Source organism: Streptomyces sp. NPDC001348 (assembly GCF_053597535.1).
This window is the reverse complement of record NZ_JBSFIK010000044.1, coordinates 61,397-78,748: the sequence shown is the minus strand read 5'-3', so window position 1 is coordinate 78,748 and position 17,352 is coordinate 61,397. Positions and strand designations below refer to the sequence as shown.

At 70.4% G+C, this 17,352-nt stretch carries 15 protein-coding genes and 2 pseudogenes; 5 read left to right on the top strand and 12 right to left on the bottom strand.

The window, feature by feature from the left end; translation table 11 throughout:
* From ACWC21_RS33945 to dnaK, 10 genes are all read right to left on the bottom strand, one after another.
* A partial coding sequence (locus ACWC21_RS33945; RefSeq protein WP_450887540.1) for a PAS domain-containing protein occupies window positions 1-1,326 on the bottom strand: 1,326 nt, incomplete at its 3' end.
* A 46-nt stretch (window positions 1,327-1,372) separates the two neighbouring features.
* Window positions 1,373-1,813, bottom strand: a complete 441-nt coding sequence (locus ACWC21_RS33940; RefSeq protein ID WP_450887538.1) for a hypothetical protein — start codon at window positions 1,811-1,813, stop codon at window positions 1,373-1,375.
* Window positions 1,810-3,624, bottom strand: a complete 1,815-nt coding sequence (locus ACWC21_RS33935; protein ID WP_450887536.1) for an FAD-dependent oxidoreductase — start codon at window positions 3,622-3,624, stop codon at window positions 1,810-1,812. Before ACWC21_RS33935 ends, ACWC21_RS33940 begins: the two co-directional genes overlap by 4 nt.
* Window positions 3,624-3,887 (bottom strand): UBP-type zinc finger domain-containing protein, encoded by a 264-nt coding sequence (locus ACWC21_RS33930; protein WP_450887534.1) that lies wholly within the window; start codon window positions 3,885-3,887, stop codon window positions 3,624-3,626. Before ACWC21_RS33930 ends, ACWC21_RS33935 begins: the two co-directional genes overlap by 1 nt.
* Window positions 3,888-3,892: 5 nt before the next feature.
* Window positions 3,893-4,339, bottom strand: a complete 447-nt coding sequence (trxA, locus tag ACWC21_RS33925; protein WP_450887532.1) for a thioredoxin — start codon at window positions 4,337-4,339, stop codon at window positions 3,893-3,895.
* Entirely contained in the window at window positions 4,336-6,975 is a 2,640-nt protein-coding gene (gene clpB / locus ACWC21_RS33920; RefSeq protein WP_450887530.1) for an ATP-dependent chaperone ClpB, read from the bottom strand. The genes trxA and clpB overlap by 4 nt, the downstream gene beginning before the upstream one ends.
* Complete coding sequence (locus tag ACWC21_RS33915) at window positions 6,966-7,373, bottom strand: chaperone modulator CbpM (protein WP_450887528.1); 408 nt, start codon at window positions 7,371-7,373, stop codon at window positions 6,966-6,968. The genes clpB and ACWC21_RS33915 overlap by 10 nt, the downstream gene beginning before the upstream one ends.
* Window positions 7,370-8,323 carry a DnaJ C-terminal domain-containing protein gene (locus tag ACWC21_RS33910; RefSeq protein WP_450887526.1) on the bottom strand — a complete coding sequence of 318 codons (954 nt, stop codon included), beginning with the start codon at window positions 8,321-8,323 and terminating at the stop codon, window positions 7,370-7,372. Before ACWC21_RS33910 ends, ACWC21_RS33915 begins: the two co-directional genes overlap by 4 nt.
* A 6-nt stretch (window positions 8,324-8,329) precedes the next feature.
* Window positions 8,330-8,938, bottom strand: coding sequence for a nucleotide exchange factor GrpE (grpE, locus tag ACWC21_RS33905; RefSeq protein WP_450887524.1), 609 nt, complete (start codon window positions 8,936-8,938; stop codon window positions 8,330-8,332).
* 8 nt (window positions 8,939-8,946) lie between these two features.
* Window positions 8,947-10,848 (bottom strand): molecular chaperone DnaK, encoded by a 1,902-nt coding sequence (gene dnaK, locus ACWC21_RS33900; protein ID WP_450887522.1) that lies wholly within the window; start codon window positions 10,846-10,848, stop codon window positions 8,947-8,949.
* Between the two features lie 278 nt (window positions 10,849-11,126).
* Between dnaK and ACWC21_RS33895 the strand changes: the two genes are divergently transcribed.
* Window positions 11,127-12,893 carry a PucR family transcriptional regulator gene (locus ACWC21_RS33895; RefSeq protein ID WP_450887520.1) on the top strand — a complete coding sequence of 589 codons (1,767 nt, stop codon included), beginning with the start codon at window positions 11,127-11,129 and terminating at the stop codon, window positions 12,891-12,893.
* 333 nt (window positions 12,894-13,226) lie between these two features.
* On the opposite strand, the gene ACWC21_RS33890 is transcribed toward ACWC21_RS33895, so the two are convergent.
* The gene (locus ACWC21_RS33890) at window positions 13,227-13,376 is read right to left on the bottom strand and encodes a hypothetical protein (protein ID WP_450887553.1); all 150 of its coding nucleotides are present in this window, start codon (window positions 13,374-13,376) and stop codon (window positions 13,227-13,229) included.
* Between the two features lie 40 nt (window positions 13,377-13,416).
* A pseudogene (locus tag ACWC21_RS33885) lies at window positions 13,417-13,461 on the bottom strand (hypothetical protein); the annotation flags it as partial.
* Window positions 13,462-13,871: 410 nt separating this feature from the next.
* Here ACWC21_RS33885 and ACWC21_RS33880 point away from each other — a divergent pair.
* From ACWC21_RS33880 to ACWC21_RS33865, 4 genes and pseudogenes are all read left to right on the top strand, one after another.
* Complete coding sequence (locus ACWC21_RS33880; RefSeq protein ID WP_450887518.1) at window positions 13,872-14,993, top strand: hypothetical protein; 1,122 nt, start codon at window positions 13,872-13,874, stop codon at window positions 14,991-14,993.
* A gap of 303 nt (window positions 14,994-15,296) precedes the next feature.
* Window positions 15,297-16,472 carry a glutathione-independent formaldehyde dehydrogenase gene (locus tag ACWC21_RS33875; RefSeq protein ID WP_450887516.1) on the top strand — a complete coding sequence of 392 codons (1,176 nt, stop codon included), beginning with the start codon at window positions 15,297-15,299 and terminating at the stop codon, window positions 16,470-16,472.
* A 282-nt stretch (window positions 16,473-16,754) separates the two neighbouring features.
* Window positions 16,755-16,886 carry a hypothetical protein gene (locus ACWC21_RS33870; RefSeq protein ID WP_450887551.1) on the top strand — a complete coding sequence of 44 codons (132 nt, stop codon included), beginning with the start codon at window positions 16,755-16,757 and terminating at the stop codon, window positions 16,884-16,886.
* 99 nt (window positions 16,887-16,985) lie between these two features.
* Window positions 16,986-17,166: pseudogene (locus ACWC21_RS33865) on the top strand (sodium-dependent transporter); the annotation flags it as partial.
* Window positions 17,167-17,352 lie beyond the last annotated feature (186 nt).

Genomic DNA, 17,352 nt, shown 5'->3' with positions numbered 1-17,352 from the left:
GCGCTGCAGGGTGAGGGCCGCGACTCGTTCGCGGGTGAAGCGCCGGGCGTTGTCCAGGCAGACCGCCGCCCTCGCCACCAGGTCCTCGGCGAGGGGAAGGTCGTCCTCGTCGAAACTCTCCGGAGTCTCCCGCATGCGGGTGAACCACACCACGCCGAGGGTCGTGCCCCGGGCCTTCACCGGCACGATGATCCATGAGTGCGGGCCCATCCGCCGGACCCTCGCCCGCCGCTCGGGGGGCGCGTCGATCTCGTAGTAGGAGCGGATCGGCGGGGCGGTGTTGTCCCGGTACAGCGTCGGCCGGCCGGTGGCCAGGCACAGGGCGGCCGGCGAGTTCGCCAGGTACACGTCCGCCTCGCCGACGGTGCGCTGTGCCGTGGTGACCCCCTCGCACAGGAACAGTTCCGCGATGCGCCGCAGCCGCACGGGGCCGGTCAGCGGCCCAGGAGCGGGTTCGTCGCCCTGGAGGATGACGTCCAGCAGGTCGACCCGGGCGAAGTCGGTGAACCTGGGTACGGACACCTCGGTGAGCTCCCGTGCGGTCTGTACCATGTCGAGGGTGCTGCCGATGCGCAGGCTCGCGTCGTTCAGCAAGGAGAGCCGCTCGCGGACACGGCGCCTGTCGGTCACATCACTCACGAGAGCACAGACCCCGAGTGTGTGGTCCTCCGCGTCTCGCAGCGGCGTCGCCGAGACGCTGAACACACGGGATCCGAGCCCGGTCAGGGCGGTGCCCTTGAGCTCGCTGACCTGCTCCTCCCCCGTGGCCATGGCCAGCCGCATCCGCTCCTCCCACTCCACGGCGTCGGGGCCGGCGAGGACCTCCGTCAACCGGCGCCCGCGTCGTGCCTCGTCCGGCAGGCCGCTGAGGCGGTGCATCGCGGCACTGTGCCACACGCTGCGCAGATCGGTGTCGTACACCGTCAGGGCCAGGGGCGAGTCCTGCAGGACCCAGCCGGACAGCGACCGCCGCAGGCGCTCCGCTTCCGGCCCGGACGGCGGGGCGATGAGCAGGACGGTGCCGGACTCTCCGCCGGGACCGTCCGGCCCCGGGGCGAGGCGGTAGCGGGAAACGGCCACGGCCAGCCGGTGCCCGTCCTTGTGGCGCACGCGGTGCTCCTGGTGCCGCTCACCGTGCTCCACGGCCCCCTCGCCCCCGGCGGGCTCCCCATCCGCGAGCACGGAGGCGTCCAGCAGCTCCTCGACGGACCGGCCGCACGCCTCGGCGCTGGTGTGACCGAGTAGGCGTTCCGCTCCGGGCGTCCACCCGATGACCAGGCCCCGCCGGTCGGTCACGACCACTCCGATCGATGGATCGACATCCATGCAGTCAAGAGTCGCGCCGGAAATATCCATAATCAACAGAAATAAGTCATTCATGGCGTGATGGTGTGTTCCAGCCGCTTCGCTGCACGCTGACATCGGTGCGGGCCAGCACGGTGAGTGCGGCCCCGACGGCACGGGCCTGTTCGGTGAGCAGCCGGTCGTAGGTACGTCCCGTCACGAACCGCAGTGTCCGGTCCGGGTCGAGGGCGAACCACGCACCGACGGTGCGCAGGCCGTGCGGGGTCAGCCGCCGCAGCTTGTCGGCGTCCTTCACCACGGCGTCGTCCAGGTCGAGGGCGTCCCGGCGGGTGTCGTGCCCGTCGATGACGGCGACGATCCGCTCGATGTCCCGCGCCGGGTGGCCGACATCGGCGAGGATGCGGGCGGCGATGGCGGCGCCCTCGGTCTCGTGCCTGCGTATCGTCTCGTAAGGGGCGTCCACGCAACCGCGCGTGCCGCGCCCACCGTCGACTCCAGCAGGCGTCATGCGAGCCAAGCGGACTCCTTGTGACGTATGCGTGGGGAGGCGTCCGAGTGGCCCGCGACAGCTGACGTGCCGGTGGTGCCGGGTACGGCCGAGTGCCCCAGGTGCCGGTGCACGAAGTGGATGGCCATCGCGCCCTCACCGGCCGCGGAGGCCACCCGCTTCACCGAGCCGCTACGCACGTCCCCTGCCGCGAAGACCCCGGGCAGGCTGGCCTCCAGGGGCATGCTCGAGCGCCCACGGCCGTGCCACACCTCGGGGTGGGCGCAGGTTTCCCGGGCCTCCGGCCCGGTGAGGACGAAGCCGCGGGAGTCGAGGGCGATGACGTCGGCGAGCCACTCGGTGTGAGGTTCGGCGCCGGTGAAGACGAACAGGCTCCGTACCGCGAGCCGGCGGTGCCCGCCCGTGCGGTTGTCGACCACGTCGAGCTCCTCCAGCACTGCCTGGCCGATGACCTCGGTGACCTCGGTGTGCAGCATGACCTCCACCCGCGGATGGCGCTCGACCTGGTCGACCAGGTAGCGGGACATGTTCGCCTCAAGGCTGGCTCCTCGGACCAGCAGGTGCACCTTCGGCGCGTACCCGGCGAGGAACAGCACCGCCTGGCCTGCCGAGTTGCCTCCGCCGACGACGGCCACCGGGTCGGTGCGGCACTGCTGGGCCTCGTAGACGGTCGCCGAGTAGTGCACGCTCGTTCCCTCCAGACGTTCGATGCCGGGCACCTGGAGGCGGCGGTAGCGGGCACCCATGGCAAGGACCACGGCGCGGGCGGCGATCTCGCTGCCGTCGGCGAACGCCACCACGTAGTGGTCCTCGTCCTTGGGACGGAGACCGGTCGCCTCCAGCGGAAGGCTGATCCTGGCGCCGAACTTGTCGGCCTGGAGCACGGCGCGTTCGGTGAGTTCGGCGCCGGAGATGCCGGACGGGAAGCCGAGCAGATTCTCGATGCGGGACGACGTGCCGGCCTGTCCGCCGGTGGCCATCGCCTCCACCACCGTGGTGCTCAGGCCCTCGGAGGCGGCGTACACCGCGGCAGCGAGCCCGGCGGGTCCGGAGCCGATGATGAGGACGTCGCCGTGACGGTTTGCGGCGGGCAGTGACGGCAGGCCGATGAGCCGGGCCAGTTCCGCGTTGCTGGGGTTGCGCAACAGGGTGGTGTCCCGCCAGATGACGAGTGGCGTTTCCGCCGGGCCGACGCCGAAGCGGCGCAGCAACTCCTCGGCCTCCTCGTCGGTCTCCAGGTCGATCCATCGGTGCGGCAACCGGTTGCGGACGGCGAACTCTCGCAGCCGTCTGGTGTCGGGCGAGTAGCGCGAGCCGATGATGCGGAAGCCGGCGCCCTGTCCGACGAGCAGCGCGCGACGGCACAGACAGGCGCGCAGCACGATGTCCCCGATGGTGGGGTCCTGGGCCACCAGGTGGCGCAACTGGTCCAAGGAGACGACAAGGACCTCGCCCGGCTCCCTGGCGACAGCGGTGTAGAAGGCCACTTGGCCGTGCAGCAGGCCGAGTTCGCCGATGAAGCGACCGAGGCCGTGCACGCGCAGCAGGTGCTCCTCGGGAGTGCCGTAGTCCTCGACGACGGCGACCGTACCGCTGAGGACGACGAGGAACGTCTCGCAGCGCTCTCCCTCCCGGATCAGCACGTCGTTCGGAGCCGTTCTCCGGCGCCGCCCGTGCTCCGCCAGACGTGCGATCTGGTCCTCCGTGAGGCGCGGATACGCGCCGTAGATGTCCGGGGTCTCCCAGAAGGCGGCCTCGTCCGTCTCCTGCGACTGCGGTTCTTCGCCCGGCAGCGAGCGGTCGCCGGACATCAGACGAACGCCTCGTGAACGTAGCACCAGCGCCAGTCCTCGCCGGGCTGGAACGACTGCACGATCGGATGGGCGTCGGCAGCGGCGTGCTTGCTCGCGTGCTTGTTCGGCGAGGAGTCGCAGCAGCCCACGTGCCCGCAGGTCAGGCAGAGCCTCAGGTGGACCCATGGGGAGCCGAGCATCAGACACTCCTGACACCCTTCCGGGGTCAGCGGCCGGACCGGCCGGACCAGCGCGAGGTGGGGATCTGCGTGCAGGGTCATCGGGATCACCCTTTCCGGGCGGTGATCGACTGTTCCACCCACTGGCGCAGGGCGGGGGCGGGCGCCGCCCCCGCCTGCCGGGCGACCGTCTCGCCCTGGTCGAGGATCAGCAGTGTCGGTACGGCCTGGACCTCGAAACGCTGCGACAGCCGCGGGTTCCTGTCGACGTCGACCTTGACGAGTTTGATCCGGCCGGCGAGATCGGTGGCGACCTTCTCCAGTGCGGGGCTGACCATGCGGCAGGGACCGCACCAGGTGGCCCACAGGTCGACCACGACGGGGACGTCGGCCCGCTCGGCGACCTCGGTGAAGTCGTCGTCGCCCGCGTCCACCATCCACGGTAGGGGCTGCTTGCAGTGGCCGCACCTGGGGCGGCCCTCCGCGGCCACGGGCACCCGGTTGGTGCGCCCGCAGTGGGGACAACTGACGGTCGTCGCCTGCATCGTGCTCATGCCGCCCGCGCTCCCTTCACGTCCTCGGGCTGGTCGTAGGTGACCACCAGCTCTCCATGTTCGGCGTCGACGCGGACCGTCGCGCCGTCCTGGACGTCGCCGCGCAGCAGGGCGCGTCCGACCAGTGTCTCGACCTCGTGGGAGATGTAACGCCGCAGCGGCCGGGCCCCATACACCGGGTCGTAGCCCTGGTGGGCAATCAACTCACGGGCTGCTTCGGTGAGTTCGACGGTGATGCGGCGTTCGGCGAGGCGGCGGCGCAGTTCGTCGAACTGCAGCTCCACGATCCGCTCGATCTGCCGCTCGCCGAGCGGCTTGAACAACACGATGTCGTCGACGCGGTTGAGGAACTCCGGGCGGAAGTGTCCGCGCAGCTCGCCCATCACCAGGGCGCGGGCGTCGGGCTTGATCTCGCCCTCGGCGGTGGCGCCGTCGAGGAGGTGCTCGGAGCCGATGTTGGACGTCATGATGATCACGGTGTTGCGGAAGTCGACGGTGCGGCCCTGGGCATCGGTGATGCGGCCGTCGTCGAGGATCTGCAGCAGGGTGTTGAAGACATCGGTGTGCGCCTTCTCGATCTCGTCGAACAGCACGACCGAGTACGGCTTGCGGCGTACGGCCTCGGTGAGCTGGCCGCCTTCCTCGTAGCCGACGTATCCGGGCGGTGCGCCCATGAGCCGGCTGACGGTGTGACGCTCCTGGTACTCACTCATGTCGAGGCGGACCATGTTCTCCTCGGAGTCGAACAGGGCCGCCGCGAGAGTCTTGGCCAGCTCGGTCTTCCCGACGCCGGTGGGGCCGAGGAAGATGAACGAGCCGATGGGACGGCGCGGGTCGCGGATGCCGGAGCGGGCGCGGATGATGGCGTCGGCGACGAGTTTGACGGCCTCGTCCTGGCCGATGACCCGCTCGCGCAGGATCTCGTCGAGGCGCAGCAGCTTCTCGCGTTCGCCCTCCTGGAGACGGGCGACGGGGACGCCGGTCCAGGCGGCGACGATCTCGGCGATCTCCTCCTCGGTGACGACCTCGCGCAGCAGCCGGTTCTGCCCCTGTTTGGCGGCCAGTTGCTCCTCCTCGGCCTTCAGCCGGCGCTCCAGGTCCTGGAGGCGGCCATAGCGCAGTTCGGCGGCGCGGTTGAGGTCGTAGGCGCGTTCGGCCTCCTCCGCCTCGTGGCGGACCTGCTCCAGTTCCTGGCGCAGTTCCTGCACGCGGCGGATGGCCTGCCGTTCGGCCTCCCACTGGGCGTGTTTGGCGTCGGCCTCGCCGCGCAGGTCGGCCAGTTCCCTGCGCAGTTCCTCCAGGCGGGCCTTGCTGGCGGCGTCCGTCTCCTTGGACAGGGCCGCCTCCTCGATCTCCAGACGGGTGACGCGACGGGTGATCTCGTCCAGTTCGGCGGGCATCGAGTCGATCTCGGTACGCAGCCGGGCGCACGCCTCGTCGACGAGGTCGATGGCCTTGTCGGGCAGGAACCGGTCGGTGATGTAGCGGTGGCTGAGGGTGGCCGCGGAGACCAGCGCGGTGTCCTGGATCTTCACGCCGTGGAACACCTCCAGGCGTTCGCGCAGTCCGCGCAGGATGGAAATGGTGTCCTCCACGCTCGGCTCGTCGACCAGCACCTGCTGGAAGCGGCGTTCGAGGGCGGCGTCCTTCTCGATGTGCTTGCGGTACTCGTCGAGGGTGGTGGCGCCGATCATGTGCAGTTCGCCGCGGGCGAGCATCGGCTTGAGCATGTTGCCCGCGTCCATGGCCCCTTCGGCGGCACCCGCGCCGACGACGGTGTGCAGTTCGTCGACGAAGAGCAGGATGCGCCCCTGGGCGGCCTTCACCTCGGACAGCACGGCCTTGAGGCGTTCCTCGAACTCGCCGCGGTACTTGGCGCCGGCGACCAGGGAGCCCATGTCGAGAGCGAACACCGTCTTGTCGCGCAGTCCCTCGGGCACGTCGCCGCGGACGATGCGCTGGGCGAGGCCCTCGACGATGGCGGTCTTGCCGACCCCGGGATCGCCGATGAGGACGGGGTTGTTCTTGGTCTTGCGGCTGAGGATCTGGGTGACGCGGCGGATCTCCGCATCACGGCCGATGACCGGGTCCAGCCGCCCGGAGCGGGCCTCGAGGACCAGATCACGGCCGTACTTCTCCAGAGCCTCATAGGCCACTTCGGGGTTGGCGGAGGTGACCCGCTGATTACCGCGGACCTGGGTGAGCGCGCTCAGGAACGACTCCCGGGTCACGCCGTGCTCCATGAGCAGGCGTCCGGCGGCGGTCGCCGAGCCCTCCTCGGCCAGGGCCAGCAGGAGGTGCTCCACCGACACGTACTCGTCCTTGAGGCGTTTGGCCTCCCGCTCGGCCGCGTCGAGCAGGCGGGACAGGCGCTGGGTGACGAAGACCTGGCCGGGTGCCGCGCCGGGGCCGGTGACCCTGGGGCGCCGGGACAGTTCCTCCTGCACGGCGGCCCGCAGTTCCTGGGGTTCGCCGCCCGCCTGTTGCACCAGTCGCGGGACGAGGCCGTCCTCCTGGTCGAGGAGAGCGAGCAGCAGGTGTTCCCCGTCGACCTCGGTCTGCCCCATGCCGACGGCCGCGCTCTGGGCCTCCTGGAGGGCTTCCTGGGACTTCTGGGTGAGACGGTTCATGTCCATGGGGGCGTTTCACTCCTCGTACCGGCGCGGCGCAGGGCGGCTTCGAGCAGGCTGATGCGGTCCAGCAGGTCGAGCACCAGGCCGATGGATGCGTAGTTGAGGCACAGCCCGGTGCGCAGCCGCTGGACACGGGCGAGAACCGCCGGGGCCGTGGGGTCGAACACCAGTCGCCCCGCGGAGTCGCGTTCGGCGTCGACCAGGCCGAGGGCGACGAACCGGCGGATCAGATCGGGGTGGAGGCCCGAGCGACGGGCCACGGCGGCCAGGGAGAGCCTGGGGACGGGCACGAGCGCGTACCGGACCGCCGTCGAGGCGGTGATGTCGGCGCCCGTTCGTGCCGGACGGGCGCCCACGCCGGCCCGGCCGATGCCTCCCGCTCCCGTCGGTCGGTCGTTCATCGCGTCCTCCTGGGGTCGAACGAGGAAGTGGCGGCGAGCTCCTCGAACAGTTCGCGCTCGCGGTCGCCGAGGGCGGGAGGCACCATGACGCGAAGTTCGGCGTACAGGTCACCGTTCGCGCCCCGCGGGTTCGGCATGCCCTCGCCGCGCAGCCGCAGCCGCCGGCCGCTGGACGAGCCCGCGGGCACCGTGACCTTGGCCGTGCCGCCGCCGGGCGTGGGCACCGGCACGGTCGCACCCAGGGCCGCCTCCCACGGGGCGACCGGGACCTGTACGTGCACGTCACGGCCGTCCAGCCGGAACCGGGGATGGGGCTGGATACGTACCCTCAGGTACAGGTCGCCCGCGGCGGCGTCACCACTGCCCTGGCCGCCCTCACCCGTCAGCCGGATGCGCTGCCCGTCGGTGACGCCCGGTGGCACGTCGACCTCGTACCGCCGCGGCTGCCCGGTAGGGCCGGCGAGTGTGACGGTGCGACGGCCGCCTCGGTACGCCTCCTCGACGGTGAGCGGCAGTTCGGCTTCCTGGTCCGCTCCGGGAACGCCGCCTCGGGCGGCGCCGGCTCCGAACACGGAGCCGAGCAAGTCCTCGATGTCGATGCCCTCCGCGCCGAAGTCGTCGCCGAAGCCGGTGGCGTACCGGACGCGAGGACCGCCACCGCCTGCGGTCCTCCGACCGCGGAAGCCGCCGCCCGCTCCCGCCGCGACCCGTTCGTCGAAGTCCTCCGGGATCTTGCGGAAATCCTCGCCGAAGCGGTCGTAGCGAGCTCGGGTCCTGGGCTCGGACAGGACGCTGTATGCCTCGTTGAGGTCCTTGAAACGCTCCTCCGCCCCGGGGTCCTTGTTGACGTCCGGGTGGTACCTGCGGGCGAGTTTGCGATATGCCTGCTGGATCTCGTCCTGGCTCGCGGTCCGCGACACGCCCAGCGCCTCGTAGAAGTCCCGTGCCATGACCGGTCACTCCCGCTTCGCGACCGTCACGGCGGCGGGCCTGAGCTGCCGTTCGCCGTTTCCGTAGCCGGGGCGCAGCACCTCGACGACGGTGCCCGGTGGGGCGTCGGGGTCCTGGATGACACCGACCACCTCGTGCCGGGCCGGGTCGAAGGCGACGCCGGTCTCCGCATGCCGCGGGTAGCCGAGCAGTTCGAGGACGTTCACCGCCTGGTCGCGTACGGCCCGGACGCCCTCCACGATCGCGCCCGGATCGGCGCCGGCGTGGGTCAGGGCGAGTTCGAGGTTGTCGAGGACGGGCAGGAAGGCGGCCGCCGTGCGGGACCGCTCGACCGCCCGTTCGCGCTCCAGCTCCCTGGCGTGACGCTTGCGAAGGTTGTCGAGGTCGGCGAGTGCGCGCCGCCAGCGGTCCTCCAGCTCCTGGATCGCGGTCGTGTACTCGTCCTCGGCAGGCGCGGGGCCGGCGGCATCGGGTCCCGGTTCGCCGTTCGCCGCTTCGGGCCGGGGCGGGCCCGGTTGGGGCAGATCACCGCGAGGAGGCGATCCGGCGCCTTCCGGGACTCGTACGCCCGGATCCGACGCGGCCCGGTCGGGTTCCTGGGGGTGGGTGGGCATGGCGCGCCTCAGCCCTTGTCGAACTCGGCGTCGATGACATCATCGTCACCACCACCGCCACTCGTGGGACCGCCGGTGGCGGCGTCCTGGCCAGGACCGCCGCCCGTGGCGGAGGCGCCCTGATGGGCTGCCAGCCCGGCGAGGACCTGCTGGAGCTCGGAGGCAAGAGGCCGCACGCGCTCCACGCCCGCCTCTTCCTTGACCGCCGCCCGGGCGTCGTTCACGAGCATCTCGGCGCGCGCCTTCTCGTGCGCGGGCGCTGCGTCGCCCAGTTCGGCGAGACGCTTCTCGACCTGGTACGCGACGGCGTCGAGTTCGTTGCGGGCGTCGACGGCCTCGCGGAGTGCCTGGTCCTGACCCCGGTTGCGCTCGGCCTCCTGGACCATGCGTTCGACCTCACTGCGGTCCAGGTTGGAGCTCTCGCTGATGGTGATGCCCTGTTCCTTTCCGGTGTCCCGGTCGCGGGCCTTCACGTTGAGGATGCCGTTGGCGTCGATGTCGAAGGTGACCTCGATCTGGGGTTCGCCCCGCGGCGCCGGCCGGATGTCGGTGAGCTGGAACCGGCCCAGCACCCGGTTGTCGGCGGCCCGCTCGCGCTCGCCCTGGAGGACCACCACATCGACGGCCGGCTGATTGTCCTCGGCGGTGGAGAAGGTCTCGCTGCGGCGCACCGGGATGGTGGTGTTCCGCTCGATGATCTTCGTCATCACTCCGCCGCGCGTCTCCACGCCCAGCGACAAGGGTGTGACGTCGAGTAGCAGGACGTCCTTGACCTCGCCCTTGAGCACCCCGGCCTGGATCGCGGCGCCCAGGGCCACGACCTCGTCGGGGTTGACGCTCATGTTGGGTTCCTTGCCGCCGGTCAGCCGGCGGACCAGAGTCTGGACAGCGGGGATGCGGGTGGAACCGCCGACGAGGATGACCTCGTCGATGTCGCTCTCGCCGACCTTCGCGTCGGCCATCGCCTGCTGCACCGGTCCCAGGCAACGCTCCACCAGGTCGCCGGTGATCTGCTCGAAAGTGGACCGCATGATCGAGTCGGTGAGGTGCTTGGGGCCCGAGGCGTCGGCGGTGATGAACGGCAGGCTGACCTGCGTCTGCGTCACCGAACTGAGCTCGGTCTTGGCCTTCTCCGCCGCCTCGAACAGTCGCTGCAGCGCCTGCGGGTCCTTGCGCAGGTCGATGCCGTTCTCCTTCTGGAAGTCGTCCGCGAGGTGGTCCACCAGACGCCGGTCGAAGTCGTCGCCGCCCAGGTGGCTGTCACCGGCGGTGGAGCGCACCTCCACCACGCCGTCGCCGACGTCGAGGATGCTCACGTCGAACGTGCCACCGCCCAGATCGAAGACGAGGACGGTCTCGTGCTCCTTCTTGTCCATGCCGTACGCGAGAGCGGCCGCCGTCGGCTCGTTGATGATCCGCAGCACCTCCAGTCCGGCGATCCGTCCGGCGTCCTTGGTGGCGGTGCGCTGAGCGTCGTTGAAGTAGGCGGGCACCGTGATGACCGCCTCCGTGACCCGCTCCCCCAGCTGCTTGGACGCGTCGTCGGCGAGTTTGCGCAGCACCTGTGCGCTGATCTCCTCAGGCGCGTACAGCCTGTCGCGCACCTTGAAGCGGGCCGCCCCGCCGTCGCCCTCCACGACGTCGTACGCCACCGCCCTGGCCTCGTCGGAGACCTCGTCGAAGTGCCGGCCGATGAACCGCTTGGCGGAGTAGATGGTGCCCTTGGGGTTGAGGATCGCCTGGCGCCGGGCCAGCTGGCCCACCAGACGTTCCCCGGTGTCGGTGAAGGCCACCACGGACGGTGTCGTGCGGTTGCCCTCGCTGTTGGGTACGACGGACGGCTCGCCACCCTCCCACACGGCGATCACCGAGTTGGTGGTGCCCAGGTCGATGCCCACTGCCTTGGCCATGAGGAATTCCTCCTGGTGAGCGCCTGCGTCGACTCTCCGGATCACGTTCGTTCAGGCAGAGAGGGGATCTCCGCCGGTTTTCCACCGGTGTGCACGGAGGGTCTCGAGCACTCCCCAGGGTGACGAACCGGGTGGCTCCACGCCTGCTCCTGGCGAGTCAGAAATGCGCGAGTCCGGTCGCCCCACGAGTACGAGAGAAAGAACCCCCGCGTCTCGGGTAAGCCGGCCCGGGACCGGGTACGCGAAAGCCGCTCACCTCCGAAGGACGGAGTGATCCCATGGTCGGCGGTCGGGCGTACAGCCCGTACCACCACTGCTCCGACCGGAAGCGCAGCCTTCCGCGGGGCAGCGCTGGGCGGTACCCCACGGCCGCCCTGCCCGCTCGTATCCAAGCCGGCCATGCCCTCCACGAACTGGCCGCGCTCTCACGCGCCCTGTTCGGCGCCCCGGACGAAGGCGAGATCCTGCGCCTGGCCATGGATCACATAGTCGCCGCCGGGCCGTACAGCGTGGAGGCGGGATACCTCACGGTGGGCGGCGACCTGGTCCCCAGCCCGAGGAACGGGCAGACGCATGCCTTGGCCGTGGACCGGAGGGTCCGGGAGCTGGCCGGGCAGGACGGCGAGGTGACCGTAGCCGGCAGGCCCTGGGGCCGGGCCCTGGGGCTGCGCGGACCCGAGGGACTCCACGGCTACCTCGTGGTCACGTCCCGCTCCCGGCCCACCAAGGCCGAGCGATCCCTGCTCGCCATGCTCGTCCGGCACACCGCTGCTGCACTGTCGGTCGCCTTCGCACACCGCCGCCAACGCGAGGGCGCCCTGGAGCTGCGCCGGCTGCGGGAGGAACGCACAGCCCTCCAGCGGCAGCTGATCTCCGTGGTGGCTGAGCTGGGCTACGAGCGAGCCGTCCACGCTCTCATGGCCGGCGTCGCTGCCTCGGGTGGCGGCGAGGAAGCTGTCACCCGCGCACTGCACGGGCTCACCGGACTTCCCGCGCTGGTCGAGGACCGCTTCGGTCGGCTGAGGTCCTGGACCGGCCCCAGCCGCCCTGTCCCCTATCCCGAACCGGACCCCGTCCGCCAGGACGAAATGCTGCGTGCCGTCGCCAAAGAGGCCGGGCCGGTGCGGATAAGGGACCGGCTGATCACCCTGATCCGCCCGCACGGCGAGATCCTGGGCGTGCTGGCGCTGGTCGATAGCCGGGCCGAGGCCGACGAGCACACCGTACTCGCGCTCGGACACGCTGCCGCGTCGCTCGCCCAGGAGCTTGTGCACCTGCGCAATCTGGCCGAAGTGGAGCTGAGATTGCACCGCGAGCTGGCCGACGACCTTCTGGCAGGGACGGACGAGCCGAGCGCCTACGCCCGGTCCGAGGCAGTCGGACACGACCTGCATGGCAGCCACTACATCGTCGTGGTGCAGTGGTCGAACCGGACCGCCGACGATTCCTTCGCGCAGACCGTGGGCCGGGCGGCCGCTACGGTGGGCATGCGCGCGCTGCTGACCCGTCGCTCCGACCACGTCGTCCTCATCACTGGCGACAGGCCGCACTCCCGCGCGTTGTACGAGGCGCTCGCCCGGGAGACAGGAACACGGTCCGGGACGATCGGGGTGAGCGCCCCTTGCGACTCCGTGGACGAGATCCCACACCACTACCAGGAAGCGCAGCGCGCCCTGGACGTGCGCCGCCACTCCCGCGAGCGCTACGGCGCGACCTTCTTCGACGAGCTCGGCCTCTACCGCATCCTGGGACCCGGCAACGATTACCGGGAACTGGAGACGTTCGTCCACGAGTGGCTCGGGCAGCTCATCGACTACGACTCCCGGCACCGCACGGCCATGGTGGAAACCCTGTCCCGCTACTTCGACTGCGGCGGCAACTACGACGAGACCGCCGACTCCCTGGCGATCCACCGCAGCACGCTGCGCTATCGGCTCCAGCGCATCCGCGACATCAGCGGCCACGACCTCGCGAACGTCGAGGACCGGCTGAACCTCCAGGTGGCGACCCGAGTGTGGAAGATCGTGCTGGGCGGACCCGGCTGATGCCTCACTGGAACTTCTGCGCGAGCGGTGTCAGTAGCAGTTGGGCGGGCTGCCCTGCTACAGCGCTGCAGTGGGTGGGTGGCCCATCCTCGGATTGATCCAGCGCGGTCGCATCCCGCCGGAAGACGGGGCCTTGGTTCGTCACCGCCATCGCTATGATCGGCGGGACCTGCGGCACCGGCCTCGAAGGGGCCGAGAAGGTGTCCGACGCCGCCTGTGGACCACGGCAGCGGGAGCGTCAGCGGATGCTGCGGCAGATGTCGCGGCCGGAGCGAGGCGAACGCAGGGGGCCGCGCCCCACCGACGGGTGACGTCCGGACCGCACCCCGGGCGTCACAGGGCGATGACGCGGAGGTCGACCAGGTCGAGCAGCGCCCGCAGAGCCGAGCTGGGCCGCCGGGTCGACGACGTGCCGAGACGCATGCTCCGGCGGAGCGTGGTGTCGTCGACGTCCAGGACGTGCAGCGGGGGGGGCGCGGGCAACGGCGAACGCGGGCAAGAAGGCGATGCCCAGACCGTGCCGGGCCAGTGCCGCCCCCATGTCGATGTCGGGCACTTCCGGTGCCACCCGCCGTACGACGCCCGCCGCCGCGAACGCCTGGTCGACCACCTCGCGGTTGCCCAGCCGGCGGGAAGTCCACGAAGGGACCGCCCCGCGAAGTCCGCAAGTGCCACCTTTCCCCGCTGCGCGAGCGGACGGGCGGCGCTCAGCCTGCACACGGCCGGGCAGGACACCGAAGCGGGGTGTCCGGTGGCATGGCGTGCGGTGCTGGCCGGGGGCGCGGAGCCGGTGTTCGCGGTGGTGCACGCACCCGTGCGGCCCGGTGGTGGAGCAGGTCCTGCACGGGGGAGGACGAGGAGATCTGACCGTACCGCCGGCACTTGCTGGCAGGGGCCGGCGTGTCACGCGGCGTCGGTGTTACCCCGGGGGCAGCTATGGGCACTCGCGATCGCGGGGGCAGCCGACAAGAGGGAGTCATGCTGGTGTCGTCTCAGGGCGTTACGGTCGTGGCTCTTCTGGCGGATCCGGATGCGCCGACGGAGATCGCGCAGCGCATGGCCCGGATGCTTCCTGATCGGCTCGCCGACAGGTGGGGCCAGGGGCGGCGGTTCGACGTCGAGGTGGTCAGTGAGCCCTTCACAGCAGGGGCCGAGGACCCGCCCACCTTGATGCGCCGGATCATGGACCGCGGAAGTGAGGGGAACTGGGACATCGTCGTGGCCCTCACCGACCTTCCGCTGCACTCACACGGGCGCAAGCTCGTGGTCGATCTGAGTCACGAACACGGCTTGGCGCTGCTGTCTCTTCCCACGCTGGGGAGCTTCCGGTTGCAGACCAGGGCCCGTCAGGCCGTGGAGGAAGCCGTGCTCAGCTTGGCGGGCCCGCAGGCCACGGGGGCTGAGGGGCCTCCGGGAAGTCAGCCGCTGCGGGGGCCCTTCATCGGTCGTCTCGCGCCCATCCATCCGGGCCAGGTCGGTGAGGAGGAGATCGCCGATCTGCGGTACGTCGTCAGTGGGCCGCGCGGTTACCTGAGGGTGCTCGGCGGTATGGTCCGCGCCAACCGGCCGTGGCGGTTGGTGCCGGGTTTGTCGAAGGCCCTGGCGGCCGCACTCGCCACGGGAGCGGTCGCCACCGTGAACTCCACCATCTGGAATCTGGCCACTTCCCTGAGCACGCCACGCCTGGTGATCGCCATGGTCGGGTCCGTCGCTCTCATGACCGGCTGGCTGATCGTGGACGCAAACCTGTGGCATCGAACGGCTGAGGTTTCGCCGGAGGCGAGGAAGAGGGCGGCTCTCTACAACGCCTCGACGGTCGTGACCGTGGGTATGGGGGTGAGCGTCTGCTACGTGGGTTTGGTGGTCATTAACCTGGTGTGGGCGCTGTTCATCCTCAACGGCCAGGTGTTCGCTTCCACGACACGAACCCCCCTGCACGCCACGGAGTACTGGACCTTGTCCTGGTTCGTCGCTTCGGTCGCCACGGTGGGCGGCGCGCTGGGATCGGGCCTGGAGAGCGACGAGGCGATCCGGGCAGCCGCCTACTCCAAGCGCGAACAGGAGCGTCGCAGCGTGCTGCAGGACGACCAGGGTGACTAGCGGGTGACCTCAGTCGGAGATGTGCCGTCGGTTGGTGGTCGTCCGGGTCCGGAGATTGCCGCTGATCGGCCGGTGCGTGGTTGTTTCGCCTCGGGGGTGGACGGGGACCCGGACGCAGCCGCCGAAGCGCCGAAGCGCCGAAGCTCCGCCTGGCGGGCCGGCGGCAAATGACCATTGCATCTGATCCAGGTGAACGGCCTGCAGAGGCGTGCCGGAGCCAAGGACCCCGTCGCAGCACTTCCGCACGTCAGGCTCTTTGCGCCCTTTCCATCTCCGCCATGGCGCGACATCAAGGGAAGCATCATGAAGGCAGCGGTATATGAAGGCCCGCGAACGGTCACAGTGAAGGACGTACCGGACGCGAAGATCGAACACCCCTGCGACATCATCGTCAAGATCACCACCACCAACATCTGCGGTTCGGACCTGCACATGTACGAGGGCCGCACCTCGTTCGAGTCCGGCCGCACGCTGGGACACGAGAACATGGGCCAGGTCGTGGAGGTCGGCCCGGCCGTCCGCAAGGTCCAGGTCGGCGAGTATGTCGTCCTGCCCTTCAACATCGCCTGCGGCTTCTGCAAGCAGTGCGAGCAGGGTCTGACCAACTACTGCCTGACCATGCAGCCGGAACCCGACCTCGCGGGAGCCGCCTACGGATTCGCCGACATGGGCCCCTACCAGGGCGGCCAGGCGGAGTTGCTACGCGTGCCCTACGGCGACTTCAACGCGCTGCGCCTGGGCGAGGACGCCGCCGAGCGGCAGACCGACTACGTGATGCTCGCCGACATCTTCCCCACCGGCTATCACGCCACCGAGATGGCCCACGTCAAACCGGGCGACCAGACCATCGTCTTCGGGGCCGGTCCCGTCGGGCTGATGGCGACCTACTCCGCACTCCTCAAGGGCGCCGGCCGCGTCTGGGTGGCCGACCACCAGCCCGACCGGCTGCGCAAGGCCGAGGAGATCGGGGCCATCCCGATCAACACCGCCGAGCAGAACCCGGCGGAGGTCGTCAAGGAGGCCACCCTCGGTCTGGGCGCCGACAACGGCTGCGAGTGCGTCGGCTACCAGGCACACGACTCCCAGGGACGCGAGGACGCCAGCCTCACGCTCAACGGACTGATCGACTCGGTCAGGTTCACGGGCGACATCGGCGTGGTGGGCGTGTTCCTGCCCCAGGACCCCGGCGGCGAGGAGGCCCAGGGGGAGCTGGAGGCACAGGGCAAGGTCCCGGTCGACTTCGGGAAGATGTGGTTCAAGGGCCAGCACATGGGGACCGGGCAGGCGCCGGTGAAGAAGTACAACCGGGCGCTGCGGGACCTGATCGCCGGCGGGAAGGCGAAGCCGAGCTTCGTCGTCTCCCACGAGCTCAGCCTGGACGAGGCCCCCAACGCCTACGAGCACTTCGACGCCCGTGACGAGGGCTGGACCAAGGTGGTCCTGCACCCCGACGGACACGGGGACGGCGACAAGCGGTAAGAGACTCGGGAGCCCCCGTGCCCCCTGCTCCCCTGGCCCGGTCCGGGGGACGGGTGGCGGTCTGCCCGTCCTCCGGCCTGGGCGGGGGCAATCGCCGCGCTCCGGCCGGACCGGAACCAACAGCGATGGCCCGCGCTCCGGCCGGAGGACAGACGGCGGACGCTCAGCAGTGTCCACAGGGGCAGCACCCCGTCCAGCGGCTGCAGGCCGACGCGACCTGGCAGGGCGTTCCGGCCAGGCGGACGGATACCCGTGACATGGCTGCGGGACTTCGGGTAGGTCGTGCGATCCGGGCTCAAGATCGAGGAGGCGCGCGACTGGCTGCGCCGGGTGGGACTGGCCGGGTTCGAGGACCGCTACCCGCACCGGTTGTCCGGCGGCAACTCGCCTGGTTCTTCGCCCCGTTCCTGCTGATCGGCCAGTACGCGGTCCGGCGCTCCCAACTCGAGGCCCGGCCCGCGTCGGCGGTGGTGGTCCGCTTCGCCGGTGTCGCCGCCCTGACGTGGGCAGGTGGCCTCGTCACTGACCCTGGCCCGCGGCATGAACAAGCAGTGCGAGCGCGGTGCTGATCACGGCCTCACTGCCTGACAAACCCCACCCACTGCTGCCTGTACTCGCCTACGGGCTATTGCAGAAGACGGCCGCCAACCGGGTTGTCGCAAGGCCGCGGCCGGACTCCCCCGCGGTGTCCTAGCGGGCCACACACGGTGCCGTGATGGGCCCGGTCACTTCCATGCCGCCGGTGACTGGCATGCGGGAGAATCACCCAATCACGGCAAGTGGTGATCAGTAGGTCGCAGTGTCGGCGGAAGGGGACCTGCGTCGGCTGGTCAGGCGGCGCCAAGCGCGCGTGAACCGTCCTTCCAGATGGGCGCACAAC